The 19351-nt window shown below is 23.9% G+C and carries 17 protein-coding genes; 9 read left to right on the plus strand and 8 right to left on the minus strand.

Annotated features, from left to right (window positions below; all coding sequences use genetic code 11):
- Positions 1-8: 8 nt before the first annotated feature.
- Genes era through lepA form a run of 4 tightly spaced genes read right to left on the minus strand, consistent with a single transcriptional unit; the run spans position 9 to position 4336 of the window.
- Entirely contained in the window at positions 9-848 is an 840-nt protein-coding gene (gene era, locus RJT54_RS00895; protein ID WP_343128348.1) for a GTPase Era, read from the minus strand.
- Complete coding sequence (gene rnc / locus RJT54_RS00900; RefSeq protein WP_343128349.1) at positions 845-1525, minus strand: ribonuclease III; 681 nt, start codon at positions 1523-1525, stop codon at positions 845-847. Before rnc ends, era begins: the two co-directional genes overlap by 4 nt.
- Positions 1526-1550: 25 nt before the next feature.
- Positions 1551-2516, minus strand: coding sequence for a signal peptidase I (gene lepB, locus RJT54_RS00905; protein WP_343128350.1), 966 nt, complete (start codon positions 2514-2516; stop codon positions 1551-1553).
- 35 nt (positions 2517-2551) lie between these two features.
- Positions 2552-4336, minus strand: a complete 1785-nt coding sequence (gene lepA, locus RJT54_RS00910) for a translation elongation factor 4 (RefSeq protein ID WP_343128351.1) — start codon at positions 4334-4336, stop codon at positions 2552-2554.
- Positions 4337-4524: 188 nt separating this feature from the next.
- On the opposite strand from lepA, the gene mnmA reads away from it, so the two are divergent.
- The 9 genes from mnmA (at position 4525) to ribA (ending at position 13720) form a co-directional block, all read left to right on the plus strand.
- The gene (gene mnmA / locus RJT54_RS00915; RefSeq protein ID WP_343128352.1) at positions 4525-5622 is read left to right on the plus strand and encodes a tRNA 2-thiouridine(34) synthase MnmA; all 1098 of its coding nucleotides are present in this window, start codon (positions 4525-4527) and stop codon (positions 5620-5622) included.
- A gap of 52 nt (positions 5623-5674) precedes the next feature.
- Positions 5675-7048, plus strand: a complete 1374-nt coding sequence (gene purB / locus RJT54_RS00920) for an adenylosuccinate lyase (protein ID WP_343128353.1) — start codon at positions 5675-5677, stop codon at positions 7046-7048.
- 74 nt (positions 7049-7122) lie between these two features.
- Positions 7123-7905 (plus strand): enoyl-ACP reductase FabI, encoded by a 783-nt coding sequence (locus RJT54_RS00925; RefSeq protein WP_343128354.1) that lies wholly within the window; start codon positions 7123-7125, stop codon positions 7903-7905.
- A 49-nt stretch (positions 7906-7954) separates the two neighbouring features.
- On the plus strand, positions 7955-9892 hold the full coding sequence (locus RJT54_RS00930; RefSeq protein ID WP_343128355.1) for an exoribonuclease II: 1938 nt from the start codon (positions 7955-7957) through the stop codon (positions 9890-9892).
- 121 nt (positions 9893-10013) lie between these two features.
- Positions 10014-10661 (plus strand): YchE family NAAT transporter, encoded by a 648-nt coding sequence (locus tag RJT54_RS00935; RefSeq protein ID WP_428994176.1) that lies wholly within the window; start codon positions 10014-10016, stop codon positions 10659-10661.
- Positions 10662-10702: 41 nt separating this feature from the next.
- Positions 10703-11341, plus strand: a complete 639-nt coding sequence (gene lipB / locus RJT54_RS00940) for a lipoyl(octanoyl) transferase LipB (RefSeq protein ID WP_343128356.1) — start codon at positions 10703-10705, stop codon at positions 11339-11341.
- 73 nt (positions 11342-11414) lie between these two features.
- The gene (gene lipA / locus RJT54_RS00945) at positions 11415-12308 is read left to right on the plus strand and encodes a lipoyl synthase (protein ID WP_343128357.1); all 894 of its coding nucleotides are present in this window, start codon (positions 11415-11417) and stop codon (positions 12306-12308) included.
- Positions 12309-12373: 65 nt separating this feature from the next.
- Positions 12374-13093, plus strand: coding sequence for an orotidine-5'-phosphate decarboxylase (gene pyrF / locus RJT54_RS00950; protein ID WP_343128358.1), 720 nt, complete (start codon positions 12374-12376; stop codon positions 13091-13093).
- A gap of 27 nt (positions 13094-13120) precedes the next feature.
- Positions 13121-13720 carry a GTP cyclohydrolase II gene (gene ribA / locus RJT54_RS00955; protein ID WP_343128359.1) on the plus strand — a complete coding sequence of 200 codons (600 nt, stop codon included), beginning with the start codon at positions 13121-13123 and terminating at the stop codon, positions 13718-13720.
- A gap of 774 nt (positions 13721-14494) precedes the next feature.
- Here the strand turns inward: ribA and trpA are convergent.
- The 4 genes from trpA to trpD are packed head-to-tail and all read right to left on the minus strand — an operon-like array spanning position 14495 to position 18920.
- On the minus strand, positions 14495-15313 hold the full coding sequence (gene trpA / locus RJT54_RS00960) for a tryptophan synthase subunit alpha (protein ID WP_343128360.1): 819 nt from the start codon (positions 15311-15313) through the stop codon (positions 14495-14497).
- Positions 15300-16499: a tryptophan synthase subunit beta gene (gene trpB, locus RJT54_RS00965; RefSeq protein ID WP_343128361.1), complete on the minus strand. Its 1200-nt coding sequence runs from the start codon at positions 16497-16499 to the stop codon at positions 15300-15302. Before trpB ends, trpA begins: the two co-directional genes overlap by 14 nt.
- 58 nt (positions 16500-16557) lie before the next feature.
- A complete protein-coding gene (gene trpCF / locus RJT54_RS00970; RefSeq protein ID WP_343128362.1) occupies positions 16558-17919 on the minus strand; it encodes a bifunctional indole-3-glycerol-phosphate synthase TrpC/phosphoribosylanthranilate isomerase TrpF in 1362 nt (453 codons plus the stop codon).
- Positions 17916-18920 (minus strand): anthranilate phosphoribosyltransferase, encoded by a 1005-nt coding sequence (gene trpD / locus RJT54_RS00975; RefSeq protein ID WP_343128363.1) that lies wholly within the window; start codon positions 18918-18920, stop codon positions 17916-17918. Before trpD ends, trpCF begins: the two co-directional genes overlap by 4 nt.
- Between the last annotated feature and the right edge of the window lie 431 nt (positions 18921-19351).

A 19351-nucleotide genomic window follows, 5' to 3' on the forward strand; every position in this document is an offset into this window, starting at 1 on the left:
TTTTTTTATTATTTTTTTATTGTTTTAATATTTACATTTAATTTAATTTTTTTTTTTATATATTTTTGTATATCTTTTGTAGCTAATGCAAGACAAAGGTTAATTTTTTCTCCATTTTTACCGATAATAATTTTTTTTTGTCTAATATTTTTTATAAAAATTGAAGCGTTAATTTGGTAAATACCAGCATGATTTATATAACACATATCAATATTAATTTTTATTAAATATGGAAGTTCTTGATTTAATAATCTAATTAATTTTTCTCTAATGATTTCCGATATAATAAATGTTGTTGATTCTGTTGTAATATTATTTTTGTCGAATATATATTGTGATCGTGGTAAATTTTTTTGTATGATATTCGATAATATATTAATATTTTTTCCAGTTTTAGCTGATACCGGTATGATTGATAAAAAATTATGTTTTTTATGTATTACATCAATAAAGGGTAATAATTGTCTTTTATGTTTAATGTGATCAATTTTATTAATTATTAAAATAGTTGGTATTAAAAATTTTTTTATCTGTTGTAGTATAATATCTTCTAATGTCAGCCATTTTGTTTTATTAATAACAAAAATTATTAATTGAATATAATTTTTTTTTTTAAAAAATATTTTTTTAAAATGCTGTTTAGAAATTTCTACCCCAGGAGTATCAATATATATACATTGATATTTTTTGACTGTGTGTATTCCAATAATATTTTTTTGTGTTGTTCCAGATTTACGTGATGTTATTGAAATTTTATGACCAATTAATTTATTTAAAATACTAGATTTTCCAGCATTTACTCTTCCAACAATACCAATTTTCCCACAATAGGTCGTATCTATATTCATATAATTCCTAATTTTATTAATGCTGTGTTTGCAGCATTTTTTTCTGCTTTTCTTTTACTAAAACCAAAACCAATTATATGATCTGTAATATCTAAAATTTTACATTGTATGGTAAATAATTGATTATGTGCTTCACCATATACCTGTGCTATAATATATTCTGGTAAAGGTGCATGTTTAGATTGTAAATATTCTTGTAATCTGGTTTTTGAATCTTTTTTTGTGTTATTTGGACTAATATGTTTCAATCTGGATGCATACCATTTTAGTATTAAAGTTTCTGTAGTATGAATATTACTGTCTATAAAAATACTACCAATTAAAGCTTCAATAGTGTTTGCTAAGATTGATTCTCGTTGCGAACCTCCATTTTTTATCTCTCCGGGTCCTAAAATCAAATATTGTCCTAATTGAAATTCAAAAGCAATTTTTGACAAAGTATTACCTTGAACTAATTTTGCGCGCATTCTACTCATATCACCTTCGTTAATAGTTGGAAAATATTTATACAATGTATTTGAAATTATAAAACTTAAAATTGAATCTCCTAAAAATTCTAATCTTTCATTATGTTTATTACTTGCACTGCAATGAGTTAAAGCTTGCTTTAAAATTTCTTTTTTTTTAAAAGTATAACCCAGTATTTTTTGTAGTTTTTTTATCACGATATAACTCATATTAAGTCAAAATTTTTATTTTAGATTAATTAATTTTACCAATACGATGTAAATTAACATCAGTTGGCCATTTTCCTTCTTGTTTTTCTAAACTCATCCATATATAATCTACTTTGCCGATAATTTTATTTTCTGGTACAAAACCCCAATAACGACTATCACAACTATTATCTCGATTATCACCTAAAACAAAATAATTTTTCGGTGGTATAATCCACGTTCCTGTTGGTTGTTCAAATTGGTGAAAATATGTTTGGGGTACGTTTTTATTTGCATGTGATATAAATATATTATATTTATAATGATCAAGCACTTCTTTATAAATCATGCAATTATAATGTAAAATATTACCATGATTATTAAGTTTTTCAACGTCTGATACAGTTTCTTGCATCTTTTTATTTTCTATAGCACTGTTAGTGTTATATTTTTCAAAAACATATTGTCGAAAAGATATTTTGTCTTTATTTTGCATTGTTTTATAGTTTGCATAAATTGTGATAATTTTATTCATTGAATCATATATTACTTTATCACCAGGTAAACCAATAATACGTTTTACAAAATTTTGACGTGAGTTTTTTGGATCTTTAAAAACAATAATATCCCCTCGTTTTGGTTTATGGTATTGTACTATCAAATTATTTGTAATTGGGTTTTTTATACCATAAAAATATTTTTTTACTATAATGTAATCTCCGGGTAATAATGTTGGCATCATAGATTCTGAAGGAATATAGAATGGTTCATATAAAAAACATCTTACTATAAATATTAATAGTAATATTGGAAATAATGATTTTATGTTTTTAAAAGTACAACCGTGTTTATATTTTTTATTATTATTTAAAATATAATTCTTTTTTTGTACTTGTATGTTTTCTTGAAATATTTGTTTTTTTTTTTTAAAATTATAAATTTTTTCATAAAACCATAATAGTCCTGTAAACACTACTGATATTGATAAAATATCTAAAAATATGTTATCCATCTTATTTTATCCTATTTATATGAATATTAAATATCTTAATTTGATAATATCGAAAAAAATGTTTCTTTTGGTATATTAATATTACCGATTTTTTTCATCTTTTTTTTTCCTATTTTTTGCTTCTGTAATAATTTTTTTTTTCTACTAACATCCCCCCCATAACATTTTGATAGTACGTTTTTTCTTAGTTGCTTGACAGTAGATCTAGCAATAACATTATTTCCAATAGCAGCTTGTACTGATATATTAAATTGTTGCCTTGGTAATAATAATTTAATTCGTTTTACAATGTCTTGTGCTTGGTTATATACATTACTACGATGAAATATTAAGGATAACGCATCTATTTTTAAAGAGTTAATTAATATATTTAAACAAACTATATCAGTTTTTTGAAAATATTTAAAATTATATTCTAAAGATGCGTATCCACTAGAAATAGATTTTAATTGATCAAAAAAATTTATAATAATTTCTGCAGTGGGTATTTCATATTGTACTAAAACTTGATATCCATGATAAATAATATTTTTCTGTATGCCTCTTTTTTGTAAACATAAAGTTATTATTTTACCCACGTATTTTTCTGGTGTTAAAATATTGCATTCTGCTATTGGTTCTCTACATTCTTTTAGATTATATATTTTAGATAAATGATTTGGGTTATTTAAGTACATAGTTTTGCCGTCTGTAGTTTTTATTTCATACATGACAGTTGGTGTTGTAGATATTATATTTAAATTATATTCTCTTTCTAATCTAGCTTGTATAATTTCCATATGTAATATCCCTAAAAAGCCGCACTTAAAGCCAAAACCTAAAGCGTTAGAATTTTCAGGTTCATAAAATAATGCAGAATCATTTAAACTTAATTTACTTAAAGCAATTCTAAAAGTATCATATTGTTCGGTATCAATTGGAAATAATCCAGCAAATATTTTAGGATGTATTTTTTTAAATCCTGGAATCATATCTGTTGCGGGATTATCTGCTGTAGTAATAGTATCACCAACATAAAATGCTGTAATATCTTTAATACCACATGTAATCCAGCCGATTTCTCCACAAGTTAATTTATTTTTATTATATGATTTTGGTGTAAATATTCCTATTTTCTGTACAAAATAATTTTTTTTTGTACTAATAATTTTAATTTTAGTACCTAATGATAATATTCCATTTTTAATACGTACTAAAGATATTACACCTAAGTAGTTATCAAACCAAGAATCAATAATTAACGCTTGTAATATAGATGTAGACGATCCTTTTGGAGGTGCAATATCTGTAATAATTTTATTTAATACATTAATCACGCCTTTACCGGTTTTTGCAGAACATTGTACTACATTTTTTCGGTCAAGTCCAATGATATCCTCAATTTCTTGTATAACCCGATTTGGATTTGCTGTTGGTAAATCTATTTTATTTAATATCGGAATCACATTAAGATTCATATTTAATGCCATATTACATGTAGCTAATGTTTGTGCTTCAATACCTTGAGAAGCGTCAATAATTAATAAAGCTCCTTCGCATGCATTTAATGATCGTGAAACTTCATATGAAAAATCTACATGTCCCGGAGTATCAATAAAATTTAAATTAAATTTTTTTTTGTTTTGATACACATATTGAATTGCTACACTTTGTGCCTTAATTGTAATACCGCGTTCTTTTTCTAAATCCATAGAATCTAATACTTGATTTGACATTTCTCTTGGAGTTAAGCCACCGCATATTTGAATGAAACGATCTGACAATGTTGATTTTCCGTGATCAACATGTGCAATGATAGCAAAGTTTCTTATATTTTGCATAATTTTAATTTTTTATTTTAATAAAATATATAATACAATATTTTTTATAATATTATTCATTATTATAATATTTTTACGTATGTCGCGTAAAAAGATCAATATATTATCATGCAATTCATTGTACTAATATTTTTTAATTTATTTAATTTATATTTATACAATTATACTTAATATAAAATTATAAATTTATGATAAGGGAAAAAGTTATTCTTGCAATGTCTGGTGGTGTAGATTCATCGGTATCAGCATATGTATTATTACAACAAGGATATGATGTATCAGGGATTTTTATGAAAAACTGGGAAGAAGATGATACATTAGATTATTGTGCATCTTCTCAAGATTTAAACGATGTAAGAAAAGTATGTCAAAAATTGAATATTTATTTACATGAAGTAAATTTTTCTACAGAGTATTGGGATCATGTGTTTGAAAATTTTTTATTAGTACATAAACAAGGAAAAACACCTAATCCTGATATTTTATGTAATAAAAAAATAAAATTTGGTGTTTTATTTGATTTTGTAATTAATCAATTAAAAGCAGACTATCTTGCAACAGGACATTATGCACAAGTTAAATTTTTTAATAAAAAACCTATGTTAATGCGAAGTGTGGATAGTAATAAAGATCAAAGTTATTTTTTATATACATTAAGTTTTAAGAAATTAAAAAAAATACTGTTTCCAATTGGTCATTTAACAAAACAACAAGTTCGTAATATTGCAATAAAAATTAAATTACATAATGCACAAAAAAAAGATTCTATCGGTATTTGTTTTATAGGACCGAATAAAACCTCTGTTTTTTTAAGACGATTTATATATAGTCGCCCGGGTAATATTGTAACTCAAAAAGGTTATATTATTGGAGTGCATGATGGTTTAATTAATTATACTATTGGACAAAGAAAAAAAATAGGTATTGGGGGAAAATTTGATAAAAAAAATACTCCATGGTATGTTATTAATAAAAATTTAATGAAAAATAGTTTAATAGTAGCTCAAGGACATAAAAATATTCAATTATTATCAATTGGAGTTATTGTATCAAACGTACATTGGATTCATAAAGTTAATATTGTAAATAATCTATTATGTACTGTTAAAACTAGATATCGCCAACAAGATATATCTTGTCAAATATTTTTTATTAGCTTATATTCAATAAAGATTATTTTTCATCAATCAGTATCGTCTATTACACCTGGTCAATCAGTGGTATTGTATTCTGAAAATATTTGTTTAGGAGGGGGTATAATTGCCCGGGCAATACCATTAATTTAAGATATAAATATGGCTACAATAACACGTATTCTGTAATGTAGGATGTTTACATATGAATAATTTTTTTTTATCAGCAATTTCGCCAATCGACGGTAGATATCATCAAAATACATTAATGTTAAAAAATATATTTAGTGAATATGGTTTTTTAAAATTTCGATTAAAAATTGAAATACGTTGGTTACAGAAATTATCTATGATTGAGGATATTATTGAATTGCCGCGTTTTGATAATCATGTAAATAAAATATTAAATGATATAATCAAAAATTTCAATTACGAAGATGCTTTAGAAATTAAAAATATTGAAAAAACTACACAACATGATGTAAAAGCTATTGAATATTTTTTAAAAAAAAAAATTTCTTTTAAAATACGTAATTATGAATCTATAGTTAATTTTATACATTTTGCTTGCACATCAGATGATATTAATAATTTAGCATATGCATGCATGATTAAAAAAACTATATTTGAAATTTTAATACCATATTGGAAAAAAATTTTATCTTCTATTAAATCATTAGCATATGATTGTAAAAATATTAGCATGTTATCCAGAACACATGGGCAACCTGCAACACCGTCTACCTTGGGTAAAATTATAAGTAATTTTTACTATCGATTAAAACGGCAATTACTACAATTAAACAATATTACTATTTTAGGAAAAATAAATGGTGCAACTGGGGGTTATAATGCTCATATAGCTGCTTATCAGAATATAGATTGGCATAAAATTAGTCAAAATTTTGTTACTAGTTTAAATTTGCAATGGAATCCATATACTACACAAATAGAACCGCATGATTATATTTCTGAAATATTTAGTTGTATCATACGTTTTAATACAATTTTAATTAATTTTAATCAAGATATATGGGGGTATATTACACTAAATTATTTTAATCAAAAAGTTATAGAATCTGAAATCGGATCTTCTACTATGCCTCATAAAATTAACCCAATTCATTTTGAGAAATCCGAAGGTAATCTTGGCTTATCAAATGCGATTATGAACCATATGATATTAAAATTGCCAATATCAAGATGGCAACGTGATCTTAGTGATTCAACAATATTACGAAATATGGGTGTAGTATTTGGTTATTCATGTGTTGCTTATGATTCTATATTATTAGGTTTAAAAAAAATAGACGTAAATTATAAAAATATTAAAAAAGATTTATGTGATAAATGGCAATTATTAGCTGAACCAATTCAAACCGTTATGCGTCGTTTTGGTATTCCAGATTCATATGAAAAATTAAAAAAATTAACAAGACAACAAATTATTACTAGAGATCATATTTATCAATATATCAATCAATTAAATATTCCAGAATTTGAAAAAGAAAAATTAAAAAAAATTAATCCTAATAATTATATTGGTTATTCAAGTACGTTAGTTGAAAAATTATATTAATAAAATATATGTTATTAAATTTTAGACAGTATAATTCATTATATATATAAATATCATTTATAGTAAGGAGCGGCATGGGATTTTTAAAAAATAAAAAATTTTTAATTACCGGTCTTTTAAATAAATTTTCTATTGCATATGGCATAGCTAAGGCAATGAATCAACAACGTGCATCTTTAGCATTCACTTGTTTAAATAAAAAGAATAAAAACAAAATTCAAAAAATTGCTGAAAGTTTTAATTCAAATATTGTTATAACGTGTAATTTTTTGAATCAATATAATATTAAAAAATTATTTATAAATTTATTTAAATATTGGGATCATTTTGATGGTTTTGTACATGCTATTGCATACGCTCCAAAAAAACAATTCTCAAATAATTATATACATTCAATTAATAAAAAAGATTTTATTAAAACAAACTATATGACTTCATATAGTTTAGTTGCTATGATACAAGAATGTCATAATAGATTAAACCCTAGCTCTGCAATTGTTACATTAACATATTTAGGATCAACAATAGCAATACCGTATTATAATGTTATGGGTGTTGCAAAAGCGTCTTTAGAATCTAATGTAAAATACATAGCAAATAGTGTTATTAAAAATAAATTTAGAATTAATGCAATTTCTGCTGGACCCGTACAAACAATTTCTTCTTATAGTATTCCAAATTTTAAAAAAATATTAACAAATGCAAAAAATTTTTCTCCTATTAAGAGATTAGTCACAATTGATGAAATTGGAAATACTGCTGCTTTTTTATGTTCTAATTTATCTAGCGGAATTACCGGTCAAGTAATTTATGTTGATGGAGGTTTTAGTATATCCACTATGAATCACTTATATTAATGTATGATGAATAGATAGTTTTTATTCTTAAATATTGTGGAATTATTATATGTTGAAAATAAAAAATACAATTAGTACATTAACAAACAAAAAAAACATACATTCAACAGATATTATTGGAATTGTAAAGAAATATAATAAAAAATTTGGTTTTTTACGAGCGCAGAATAAAGGGCATTATTTTATTCCTGAAAAATATATTCATCGTGTTATGCATGGAGACAAAATTTTAGTTAGACTTGTTAAAAAAAAGGATAAATATTTTGCTAAACCGTTAGGATTAATTAAAGCATTTTTAAACATTTTTATTGGAAATATCAAACAAATAGGATTAAATTTTTTTATTCAACCTAACTATCCTTTTTTAAATGAATTAATTCGATGTAATTTTGATAGTATTACATTACCAAATATTAAACATGGTAATTGGTTTTTTGCAAAATTATTACATCATAAATTACAATCTTATCAAGAATTTCATGCAAAATTACTGACATTTATTGTTTCGAAAGATGATAAACGTTTACCCTGGAAAGTAATTTTATCACATTATAATATAGAATATAAATTGCCTAAGATACCATCTTATGACACATGTTTTAATAATAAAATCTTTAGAAAGGATTTAACACATTTAAAATTTATTACTATTGATGATGAAAATACTAAAGATATAGATGATGCTTTATTTTTAAAAAAAAGTAATAATCAAGAAATTAAAATGATTATTGCAATTGCAGATCCTACTGCTTATATTAGTCCAGGTAGTACGTTAGATATTCTTGCTTCTAAACGGTTGTTTACAAATTATTTACCTGGTTTTAATATTCCTATGTTACCTAAAGAATTATCAGAAGATATATTTGCTTTACATCCAAATAAAAAAAAACCAGTTTTAGCCTGTAAAGTCAGTATTAATAAATTTGGATATATTAATGAGAATATTATTTTTTTTTTAGCTTGGATCCGTTCTCATGCAAAATTAAATTATAATCACGTATCAAATTGGATACAAGGTATGGTAGTTAGGAAACCCAATACAATAGATATTGCGAATCAATTAAATTTACTACATCAATTATGTTTAAGAAGAATATTATGGCGAAAAAAATATGCAGTAATATTTAAAGATAATCCGGAATACAAGTTTCATTTTTCAAATAATCAGGATATTATAAAAATTTCTATCAAATACAGAAATATTGCGCATAAAATGATTGAGGAAGCTATGCTTATTGCAAATATTAGCGCGGCTAAATTTTTGTCAAAAAATTTAGGGTTTGGTATTTATAATATTCATTCTGGTTTTAATGTTATTAATTCAAAGCATGTTGCGTTAATTTTGAAAAATCATGGCATTAATATGCATGATAAAAAAATTACTACACTAATAGGTTTCTGTGAATTACATCGTATATTAAATACTTTACCAAACTGTTATATTGATAACAGAATTCGAAGATACCAGTCTTTAGGAACTTTGAGTATAACACCAAAACCACATTTTTCTTTAGGATTAGAAGAATATTTAACATGGACATCTCCAATACGTAAATATAGTGATATGATTAATCATAGATTATTAAAAAATGTTATTTTAGGAACTCCTTCTATTAAACCGAGTCAAAATACTATATTAAATATAGTACATTGTAAGCGTTTACATAAAGTGATTAAAAATAATATCGAGAATTGGTTATACATAATTTTTTTTCAAAAAAATAATCATATAAATCAAATTTTTAAAGCAAAAATTTTTGATATTTTACCATCTGGTATAAAAGCTCGAATATTAATTAATGGTGCAAAAGTATTTATTCCAATAATGTATATTTCCAATATTAAAAAAGAATTAATTTGTGATCAAAAAAATGGAATCTTATATTTAAATAATAAAGAAGTATATCGTGTTTCGAATATTATTACAGTTATAATTACTGAGCTAAAGATTGAAGAACGTCTTATTATAGCAAAACCATGTGTTTAAATGATATTATAACAAATGTTTGTATTATTTTATGTAATAACGTCATTATTTAACATTTTAATTATATTGAAGGAAATAATATATAATTTTATGAAAAATTCATATAATTTAGGAGATTGTTTTGGAGAGTTTACATACAAATTTTTCAATTTATTTGCATTTTTTTGTAGGATTATTTGCTATAATTAATCCTATTGGTATGATTCCTATTTTTATAGGAATGACTGGTTTTTATTCAAATCAAGAAAGAAATAAAATAAATACCATGGCAAATATTACTGCTGCGTGTATTTTAGTGATTTCATTATCTATTGGTCATATTATTTTGAATCTTTTTGATATTTCTATAGAATCTTTTCGTATTGCTGGCGGGGTATTAATTATTAGTATTGCAATTGATATGATTAATGGAACGTTAATAAATAATTTAATAAAAAAAAAAAATAAAAATAAAGTTTTATATAATAAAGAAAATATTAGTATTATACCTTTAGCTATGCCATTAATTGCTGGTCCTGGAGCGATTAGTTCAACTATTATATGGAGTACTCATCACTCTAATTGGAATAATATTATTGGCTGTGTTGTAGTAATAGTATTATTTGCATTCTTATGTTGGTTCCTATTTAAAATGGCACCATACTTCATTAAAGTACTTGGATCTACCGGTATTAATATTTTAACAAAAATTATGGGTTTATTATTAATGTCACTTGGTATTGAATTTATTATTGCAAGCATGAAAATTATTTTTACTAAAATTTTATAAAAAGTGATATTATTTTCACATAAAATATTTTTATATTATATATGAATATTTTTAATAGTAATTTTAAAAAACCATATATTATTATCAAATTTTTACCTAAATCTTCATGGCAAGATGTTTTTCATCGTATGTGTGAGTTTACTAATTTACGTACAAAAAATACAATAGATGAAATTTGGTTTGTAGAACATGATCCAATTTATACACAAGGATTAATTCGTCATAATAATATAAAATGCATTAATAATATTCCAGTTGTATGTACTAATCGTGGTGGAAAAATTACATATCATGGTCCAGGACAACAAATTGTATATTTGTTATTAAATTTAAAAAGATTAAACATGCATATTAGAAAACTTCTATTATTAATTGAACACGTAGTCTTAAATACATTATATACTTTGAAAATTATTGGTAGTAGTAAAAAATCAGGGATTTTTGTAGAACATAAAAAAATTTGTTCGATTGGATTACGTATTATAAAATATTATTCTTTACATGGATTTGCTTTAAATGTTAAAATGGATTTAACACCATTTCAATATATTCATCCATGTGGTGATAGTACGATTATTATGACTCAAATATGTCAAATAAAACATAATATATCTATGAATGAAGTTAAAAATATTTTAATTAAAAATTTTTATTCATTCTTTAATATAAAATTGATTTAGCATATTACATAGTTTTTAATGAATTAAAAGATAGTATTCGATATTATATTGTATTAATACAATTGGAAATTTTATGGCTTACAATTACGAAAAACAAAAATATTATAATCAGGAATATATATTACCTAAACCAAAATGGATTAAAATTAAATTACCAAAATCATTTCATGATATTAATCGCTTAAAATATATTATTCGAGAAAATAATTTAAACACTGTTTGTGAAGAAGCCTGTTGCCCAAATATCACTGAGTGTTTTAATAATCATACTGCAACATTTATGATTTTAGGTAATATTTGTACTAGAAAATGTCCTTTTTGTGCTGTTAAAAAAGGTAGACCTAATATTATTGATTTTGATGAACCGAAAAAAATATCAGAAACAGTATTAAAATTAGGTATTAAATATATCGTACTGACTTCAGTTAATAGAGATGATTTAAAAGATGGTGGGGCAAATCATTTTTTAAAATGTATACAATATTTACGTAATAATAATAAAATTCAAATTGAAATTTTAGTTCCAGATTTTCGACAATCGTTAACACAATCTATTGATATTATATCTAATCATCCTCCTGATGTTTTTAATCATAATTTAGAGAACGTTCCTCGATTATATAAAATTATTAGACCTGGAGCAAATTATAAAAAATCATTATATTTATTAAATTATTTTAAAAAAAAAAATTCTACCGTCCCCACTAAATCTGGTTTAATGTTAGGATTAGGAGAAACAGAGAAAGAGATTTTACAAGTATTACGTGATTTACGATCAAATGGTGTGACTATGTTAACCTTAGGTCAATATTTACAACCTAGTAAGCAACATTTACAAGTACAACGATATATTCCGCCATTGGAATTTCAACAGTATCATAATGAAGCTTTATCAATGGGTTTTCATAAAGCTTTTTGCGGTCCTTTAGTACGATCTTCATATCATGCAAATTTACAAATAAAATAATATTTATTGTATGATGATATTACCAATTATATAACACATAAGATTTAATCTTATTTAGGAATAATATGTCAAAAATTAATTGCAATAAGAAAAATCCTGGCATTATTATAGCATTAGATTATGACAATAAAAAATCTATTTTTGAATTAATCGATAAAATTGACCCAAATATTTTTAAGTTAAAAATTGGACATTGTATGTTTGTTAAATTTGGGATACAGTTAATAAAAGAAATAAAAAAATTACATTTTGATATTTTTGTTGATTTAAAATTATATGATATTCCAAATATTGTTTTTAAATCCTTAATATCAATTGCAGAATTAGGGGTATGGATGACAAGCATTCATGCATCTGGAGGTAGTAATATGATGGAACATGCACGATTAGCATTAAATAATTTTGTTAATCCACCTTTGTTAATTGCGATTACTGCATTAACTAGTTTTACAAATTTTAATTTATCACAAATTGGTATATCGCTCTCTTTATCAAATTATATTGTAAAATTAGCAGAATTAGCTCAATTACATAAATTAAATGGAATTGTATGTCCTGGTTATGTATCAAAAAAAATAAAAAAAATTTTAGGTAATGATTTTAAAATTATTGTCCCTGGTGTAAGATTGATCCAGAATGATAAAAATGATCAGAATTTAATTACATATATTGAAGAAATTAAAAATTATGAAATTGATTATATTGTTTTAGGCCGAGCTATTACAAATACACCTAATCCTGTTCAGGCATTACATAAAATACTAAACTATATTCATTCTCAGTAATAATATAATTATTTCAGTCGAGCAAATATGAAAATTGAACGTATACAAGATGCTATTTTACCCACTATATGGGGCGAATTTAAGATTATTGGTTTTAAAGAAAAAATTAATGATAAAAATCATGTGGTATTAACCTATGGTAAAATAGATAATACAAAACCAGTTTTAGTGAGAATTCATTCAGAATGTTTAACCGGGGATGCCTTATTTAGTTTAAGATGTGATTGTGGAGAACAATTGAAAACCTCATTAATGTTAATTGCTAAGCTAGGTAGTGGTATATTAATATATCATCGACAAGAAGGTAGGAATATAGGTTTATTAAATAAAATTAAAGCATATAATTTACAAGATCATGGACTAGATACAGTTGAAGCAAATCATAAATTGGGATTTTCAGCAGATGAACGAGATTTTACCATATGTTCAGATATATTAAAATTAATGCATATTTATCAAATACACTTATTAACAAATAATCCGATAAAAGTAAAAATTTTAAATGATTCTGGGATTAATGTTGTAAAACGAATTAATTTAATTGTACCGCATAATCCTAAAAATGAAAAATACTTAAATACTAAGATTAATAAAATGGGTCATATCATGCCAAAAAAAAATTTTTAAAAAAATTATTTTTGTATGATTTGTAATTTTATAATATATTATAAGAATCATATCACAATAATTATTAAACACTCTTAAATATATGTCTCATATTTTTTATAAAACAGATTTTTAATCATATGATTGTATAGTTTTATATACTTTTTTTAATAAAATTAAATAAATAAAAATATATTTTTTATATTTAAAACGTTATGATATATATGTTATTAATATTAAAGAATATGTGTGTTTTAAGAATATTATAATTTAAATAAATTGCATATTTTAACTAATATGCTAAAAAAATTATAAACAATTTATGTACATATTTTAAAAAATATTTTTAAGACTAAATATAATATTATAGCATAACACATGTATAAGATACTAGTTATAATATATGATAATATTATGTAAAAATAAGATAATTGTTTTAAATTAATGAATATAAAACATATTATAAATGTTAAAAAAAAAACTATTTTTATATTTTTAAAATTATTAAATTTTAATATTTCATAAATTTTTACTTTTTTTAAAAAACGTATTATAAATAATATTAAACATAATATAATAGGAAAAATCACAGTTATAACAAAGATTTTAATGCAATTTATCAAAATAAATAAAAATATTACTATATTTAGTATCGTGATGATTGTTGTATTATTCATAATATTTGTAAAATTTATATTGTGAAATTTACTATATAAATAATTATTAGTAAAATAAAAATTTTTATAATTTGAGTGAAAAATTATTAATATTACATAATTGTAATATTAAAACTAATTATTTTATAAATACAGGATTTTTTGTAGCATTTTTTAATTTTCTTGATAATTCTGAAATTTTGTTTATTAAAATATTATTATTCTGATATTTATCAATTAATGCAATAATAATTGATCCGCAAATTACGCCACTTGTACCTAATGATAACGATTTTTTAATTTGTGATGTTTTTGAAATACCAAAACCATGTAAAATAGGTGCAGCATGATATTTTTTTAATTGTTTGATAATATTAATATTTGGATCATATGTTTGTTGTACGTGACCTGTTACTCCAGAACGTGAAATTAAATAAACATATTCATCGCTTTGTTCTGCTATTTTTTTAATTAAATTTATGTTAGCATTCGGCGGACAAATAAAAACCGAAGAGATATTATTTTCTTGTGCGTATTTTTTAAATATTTTACATTCTTCTATTGGAACATCTGGTATTAATACGGAATCTATATCAACATATTTACAATTTTCATAAAATTTTTTAATACCTTGCTTAAAAATAATATTTGCATAAACTAATATACCAATTGGTATAGTGGGATATTTACTTCGTAATACATGTAAGATTTCAAAACACTGTAGAATCGTTATATTATTAGATAATGCACGTAAATTTGCATTTTGTACAATAATACCATCTGCTAATGGATCTGAGAATGGTATTCCTAATTCTAATGCATTGGCCCCGGATTCAATCAGGGTATCAATAATACGATAAAAAATACTAATTGAAGGATCTCCTATCGTAACAAATGGTACAAAACAACCTTCATTTAATAATTTCATTTTTTGAAACATATGACTATATCTTAACATGATTAATCCTTTTATTTAAAATATTTTCATGTATTGTATTTATATCCTTATCGCCTCTGCCAGATAAATTCACAATAATACTTTGTTTTTTACTCGGGTTTTGACGTATAATTTTTAGTGCATAAGCAATAGCATGTGCAGATTCTAACGCTGGAATTATACCTTCAAATTTACATAAATCAATAAATGCATTTAATGCTTCTTGATCTGTTACTGTAAAGTATTGTACTCGACCTATAGAATGCAGCCAGGCATGTTCTGGGCCAACAGATGGAAAATCTAATCCTGCAGAAATAGAATGTGATTTTTGAATTTGTCCATCTTGATTTTGCATAATTGCAGATTTCATCCCAAAGTAAATTCCAGTCTGTCCATATTGTAATGGTGCGCCATGTTGACCTGTTAGAGGACCTGTACCACCTGGTTCAATACCAATCAATTGAACTTTATCATCTATAAATTCATGAAATATGCCTATGGCGTTTGAACCCCCGCCCACACAAGCGATAATTTTATCCGGCAAGTTTGATGATTCGTGTAAAATTTGTTGTTTTGTTTCTATTCCGATAATTTTTTGAAATTCACGTACCATAATAGGATACGGATGTGGTCCTGCTACAGTTCCGAGCATATAATGACTATGTGTATAATTTTCAGACCAATCTCGTAAAGCTTCATTACAAGCATCTTTTAGCGTACCTGATCCATTATATACTGGAATAACTTCTGCACCCATTAATTTCATTTTTAATACGTTAATAGATTGTCGTTTAATATCTTTACTGCCCATATAAATACGACATTTTAAATTTAATAACGCACAAGCAAATGCAGTTGCTATACCATGTTGTCCTGCTCCGGTTTCTGCAAGAACACTTGTTTTATTCATTTGTTTGGCTAATAACGCTTGTCCCAATACTTGATTAGTTTTATGAGCTCCACCATGTAATAAATCTTCTCGTTTTAAATATAATTGTGTTTTTGTATTTTTAGTAATATTCTGACATAATGTTAATGGTGTTGGTCGACCTGCATAGTTTTTTAATAAGTGTGCTAATTGGTTTTGAAACGATACATCATTTTGTGATTTAACGAAATAATGCTCTAATTGTTGTAGTGCTGGTACTAAAATTTGGGGTACATACATACCACCAAAATCTCCAAAATATGGGTTTAATAAATTCATTTAAAACTGTTTCCTATGTTATAAACTTATATCATATAATATAAATACTGTTATTTATTTATAATAATTTTAATTTTTGAAATAAAATTTTTAGTTTATGATAATCTTTAATACCAGGTTTTTTTTCCAATTTGGAGTTAAAATCTAATCCAAAACAATGTAATTTAGATGCTTCTATACAATTGTTATGTGATAACCCCCCAGATAAAAAGACTTTATCTAGATTATATTGTTTTGTTTTTTCCCAATTAAAACAAGTACCGCTACCTCCATATAAATTATCAAATAAATAATAATTAATATCTGTAAAATCTAGTTTCTGTACATTATTTTCAATACATACCGCTTTCCAAATTTGAATATTGCATGATATTTTTTTTCGTAACACGCGAATATATTCTGCATTTTCATGACCATGTAATTGTATTGCATATAAATTATATTTTTGAGATAAATATTGAACTTTTTCGATATTTTCGTTTTGAAAAACTCCTACATATTTTAATTTTGTTGATTCAATTATAGTTTGTGCAGTATGATCTTGAATATTTCGTGGTGAATTTGGAATAAATATTAAACCTCCATATACAGCACCTAATTTTTGTGATCTATTAGCATCTTTTGGTCGTGTTAAACCGCAAACTTTATTTTTTCCAAACAAAAGACTATTGACTTTTAAATCGATATTTTTAGCTTTCATGATTGAAGATCCAATTAAAAAACCATGTACTATTTTTTTTAGTTTTTTAATTTGTCTATTATGATAAAAACCAGACTCACTAATGATTATTTTATCCTTTGGTACCAATGGAGCAAGTTCATATGTTGTATTAATATCAATATTTAAAGTACGTAAATTGCGATTATTAATACCAATAACTTGAGCTTTTAAATTAATTGCGCGTTTTAATTCAACAATATTGTTAATTTCAGTTAAAATACCCATTTTCATTGTATGAGCAAGATTAGCAAGTAATGTATATTGCGAATCATCTAATACTGATAACATTAATAAAACAGCATCAGCATTATAATATCGTGCTAAATATATTTGATATGAGTCAATAAAAAAATCTTTACATAATATCGGTTGTTTGACAAGTGTACTAATTTTATGCATACGTTCAAATGTACCGGAAAAGTATTTTTTATCAGTTAAAACAGAAATTATTGTGGCATGTCGTTTATAACATTTTACAATATTTTCGATATTAATATTAGTGTTAATTATACCCTTTGATGGAGAAGCTTTTTTAATTTCTAAAATAAAATTTGGATATTGTGTTTGTAATGATTGGTAAAAACTGCGTTTTGAGGTAATAATATTATTTTTTATATTTTTTAATGGTTGCATATTTTTCTGATACTTTAACCATTCTATTTTATCATATAATATATCTTGTAATATGTTTTTTTTCATAATAGATCTCTTGTAGATATTATTTTTATATGTTGATCAATGGCTCCGCTTTGTATTTTTTGAAGGGCTATTTTTGTATTAATTTTAAGATTTTCATACCCGAAAAGTTTCAATAAAATAGCTGTATTAATTGCGATTAAATATTGATATTCAATATCACCAAAACCTTTGCTTACATTATGAAAAAGATGACAATTTTCTGTAATCGTATTTTTCTGAATTGAAGATTTTAATATTCTATTAATACCAAAGTCTTCTGGATATAATGTATACGTAATAATTTTGCCGCAATTTATTTCAGCTATATGCGTAATATCATGTAATGTAATTTCATCCATGCCGCCACTATGTAAAATAATTGCTCGTTCATAATTTAATTGATTTAAAATTTTTGCGAATGGCAATATTAAATGTGGAGAATATACTCCAATAACAGAAAAATTAGGTTTAGATGGATTTAATAATGGCCCCAATAAATTAAATATAGTTCTAGTATGTAATTCTTTTCTTATTTGTGTGACTTTCTGAAAACCTGGGTGATATTGTGGTGCATATAAAAAACAAATATTCAAATCATCTAATTGTTTTTTAGAATTCTGAGCATTAATGTTGATATTAATATTATTTTTTTTTAGAATATCTGCAGAACCAAGGTTACTCGATATGCCATGATTACAATGTTTAATAATTTTACATCCAAGAGAAGCGGCTAATATAGCACTTGCTGTAGATATATTGATTGTATTAGCATTATCTCCTCCAGTACCTGCAATATCAGCAAATGGATATTTAGGTTTTAAGAATGGTCTTGCATATTTATGACATGCTTTTACAGCACCTATAATTTCATTTATAGATACTGTACGTACTTTCATTGCAATTAATATTGCTGTTAATTTGATTGTAGATATTTTATTTTTTATAATTTTTTTAAATAAATAATAACTTTCATATTCATTTAATTGTTGTAAAGAATATAATTTTTGTAATATTTTTCTCATATTTATAATCAATCATGATTATATGATTTTTTATCATAATCATATTGTCTGGGTAAACTTTTATGATTAATTTTTTAATAAAAAAAAAATTAAAAATTTATTATTAATATAAAAATAATATAAAAAAAATATATTTACAATTATTTTATTTATATTATTATATTTACTTAATTTATAATAAAACGGAAGATAACTTATATATTATAATATATATATTGTATTGATTTAATTTACTTTTTTATATAAAAGTAATAATAATTGTTATGTTTTTGTCTATTTTTTGAAAGATATAAAAGTTATTGTTTAAATAGTCAGACTACATATAATTTTTATCAATCTATTTAAATGCAGTAAAATATTCTATAAAAATATTTTTCTTATTACTAATATATGAATATATTATTATTATAATAACCAAGTAAAAATATGTA

This window comes from Buchnera aphidicola (Takecallis taiwana) (assembly GCF_039355125.1).
Classification (GTDB): domain Bacteria; phylum Pseudomonadota; class Gammaproteobacteria; order Enterobacterales; family Enterobacteriaceae; genus Buchnera_L; species Buchnera_L aphidicola_AG.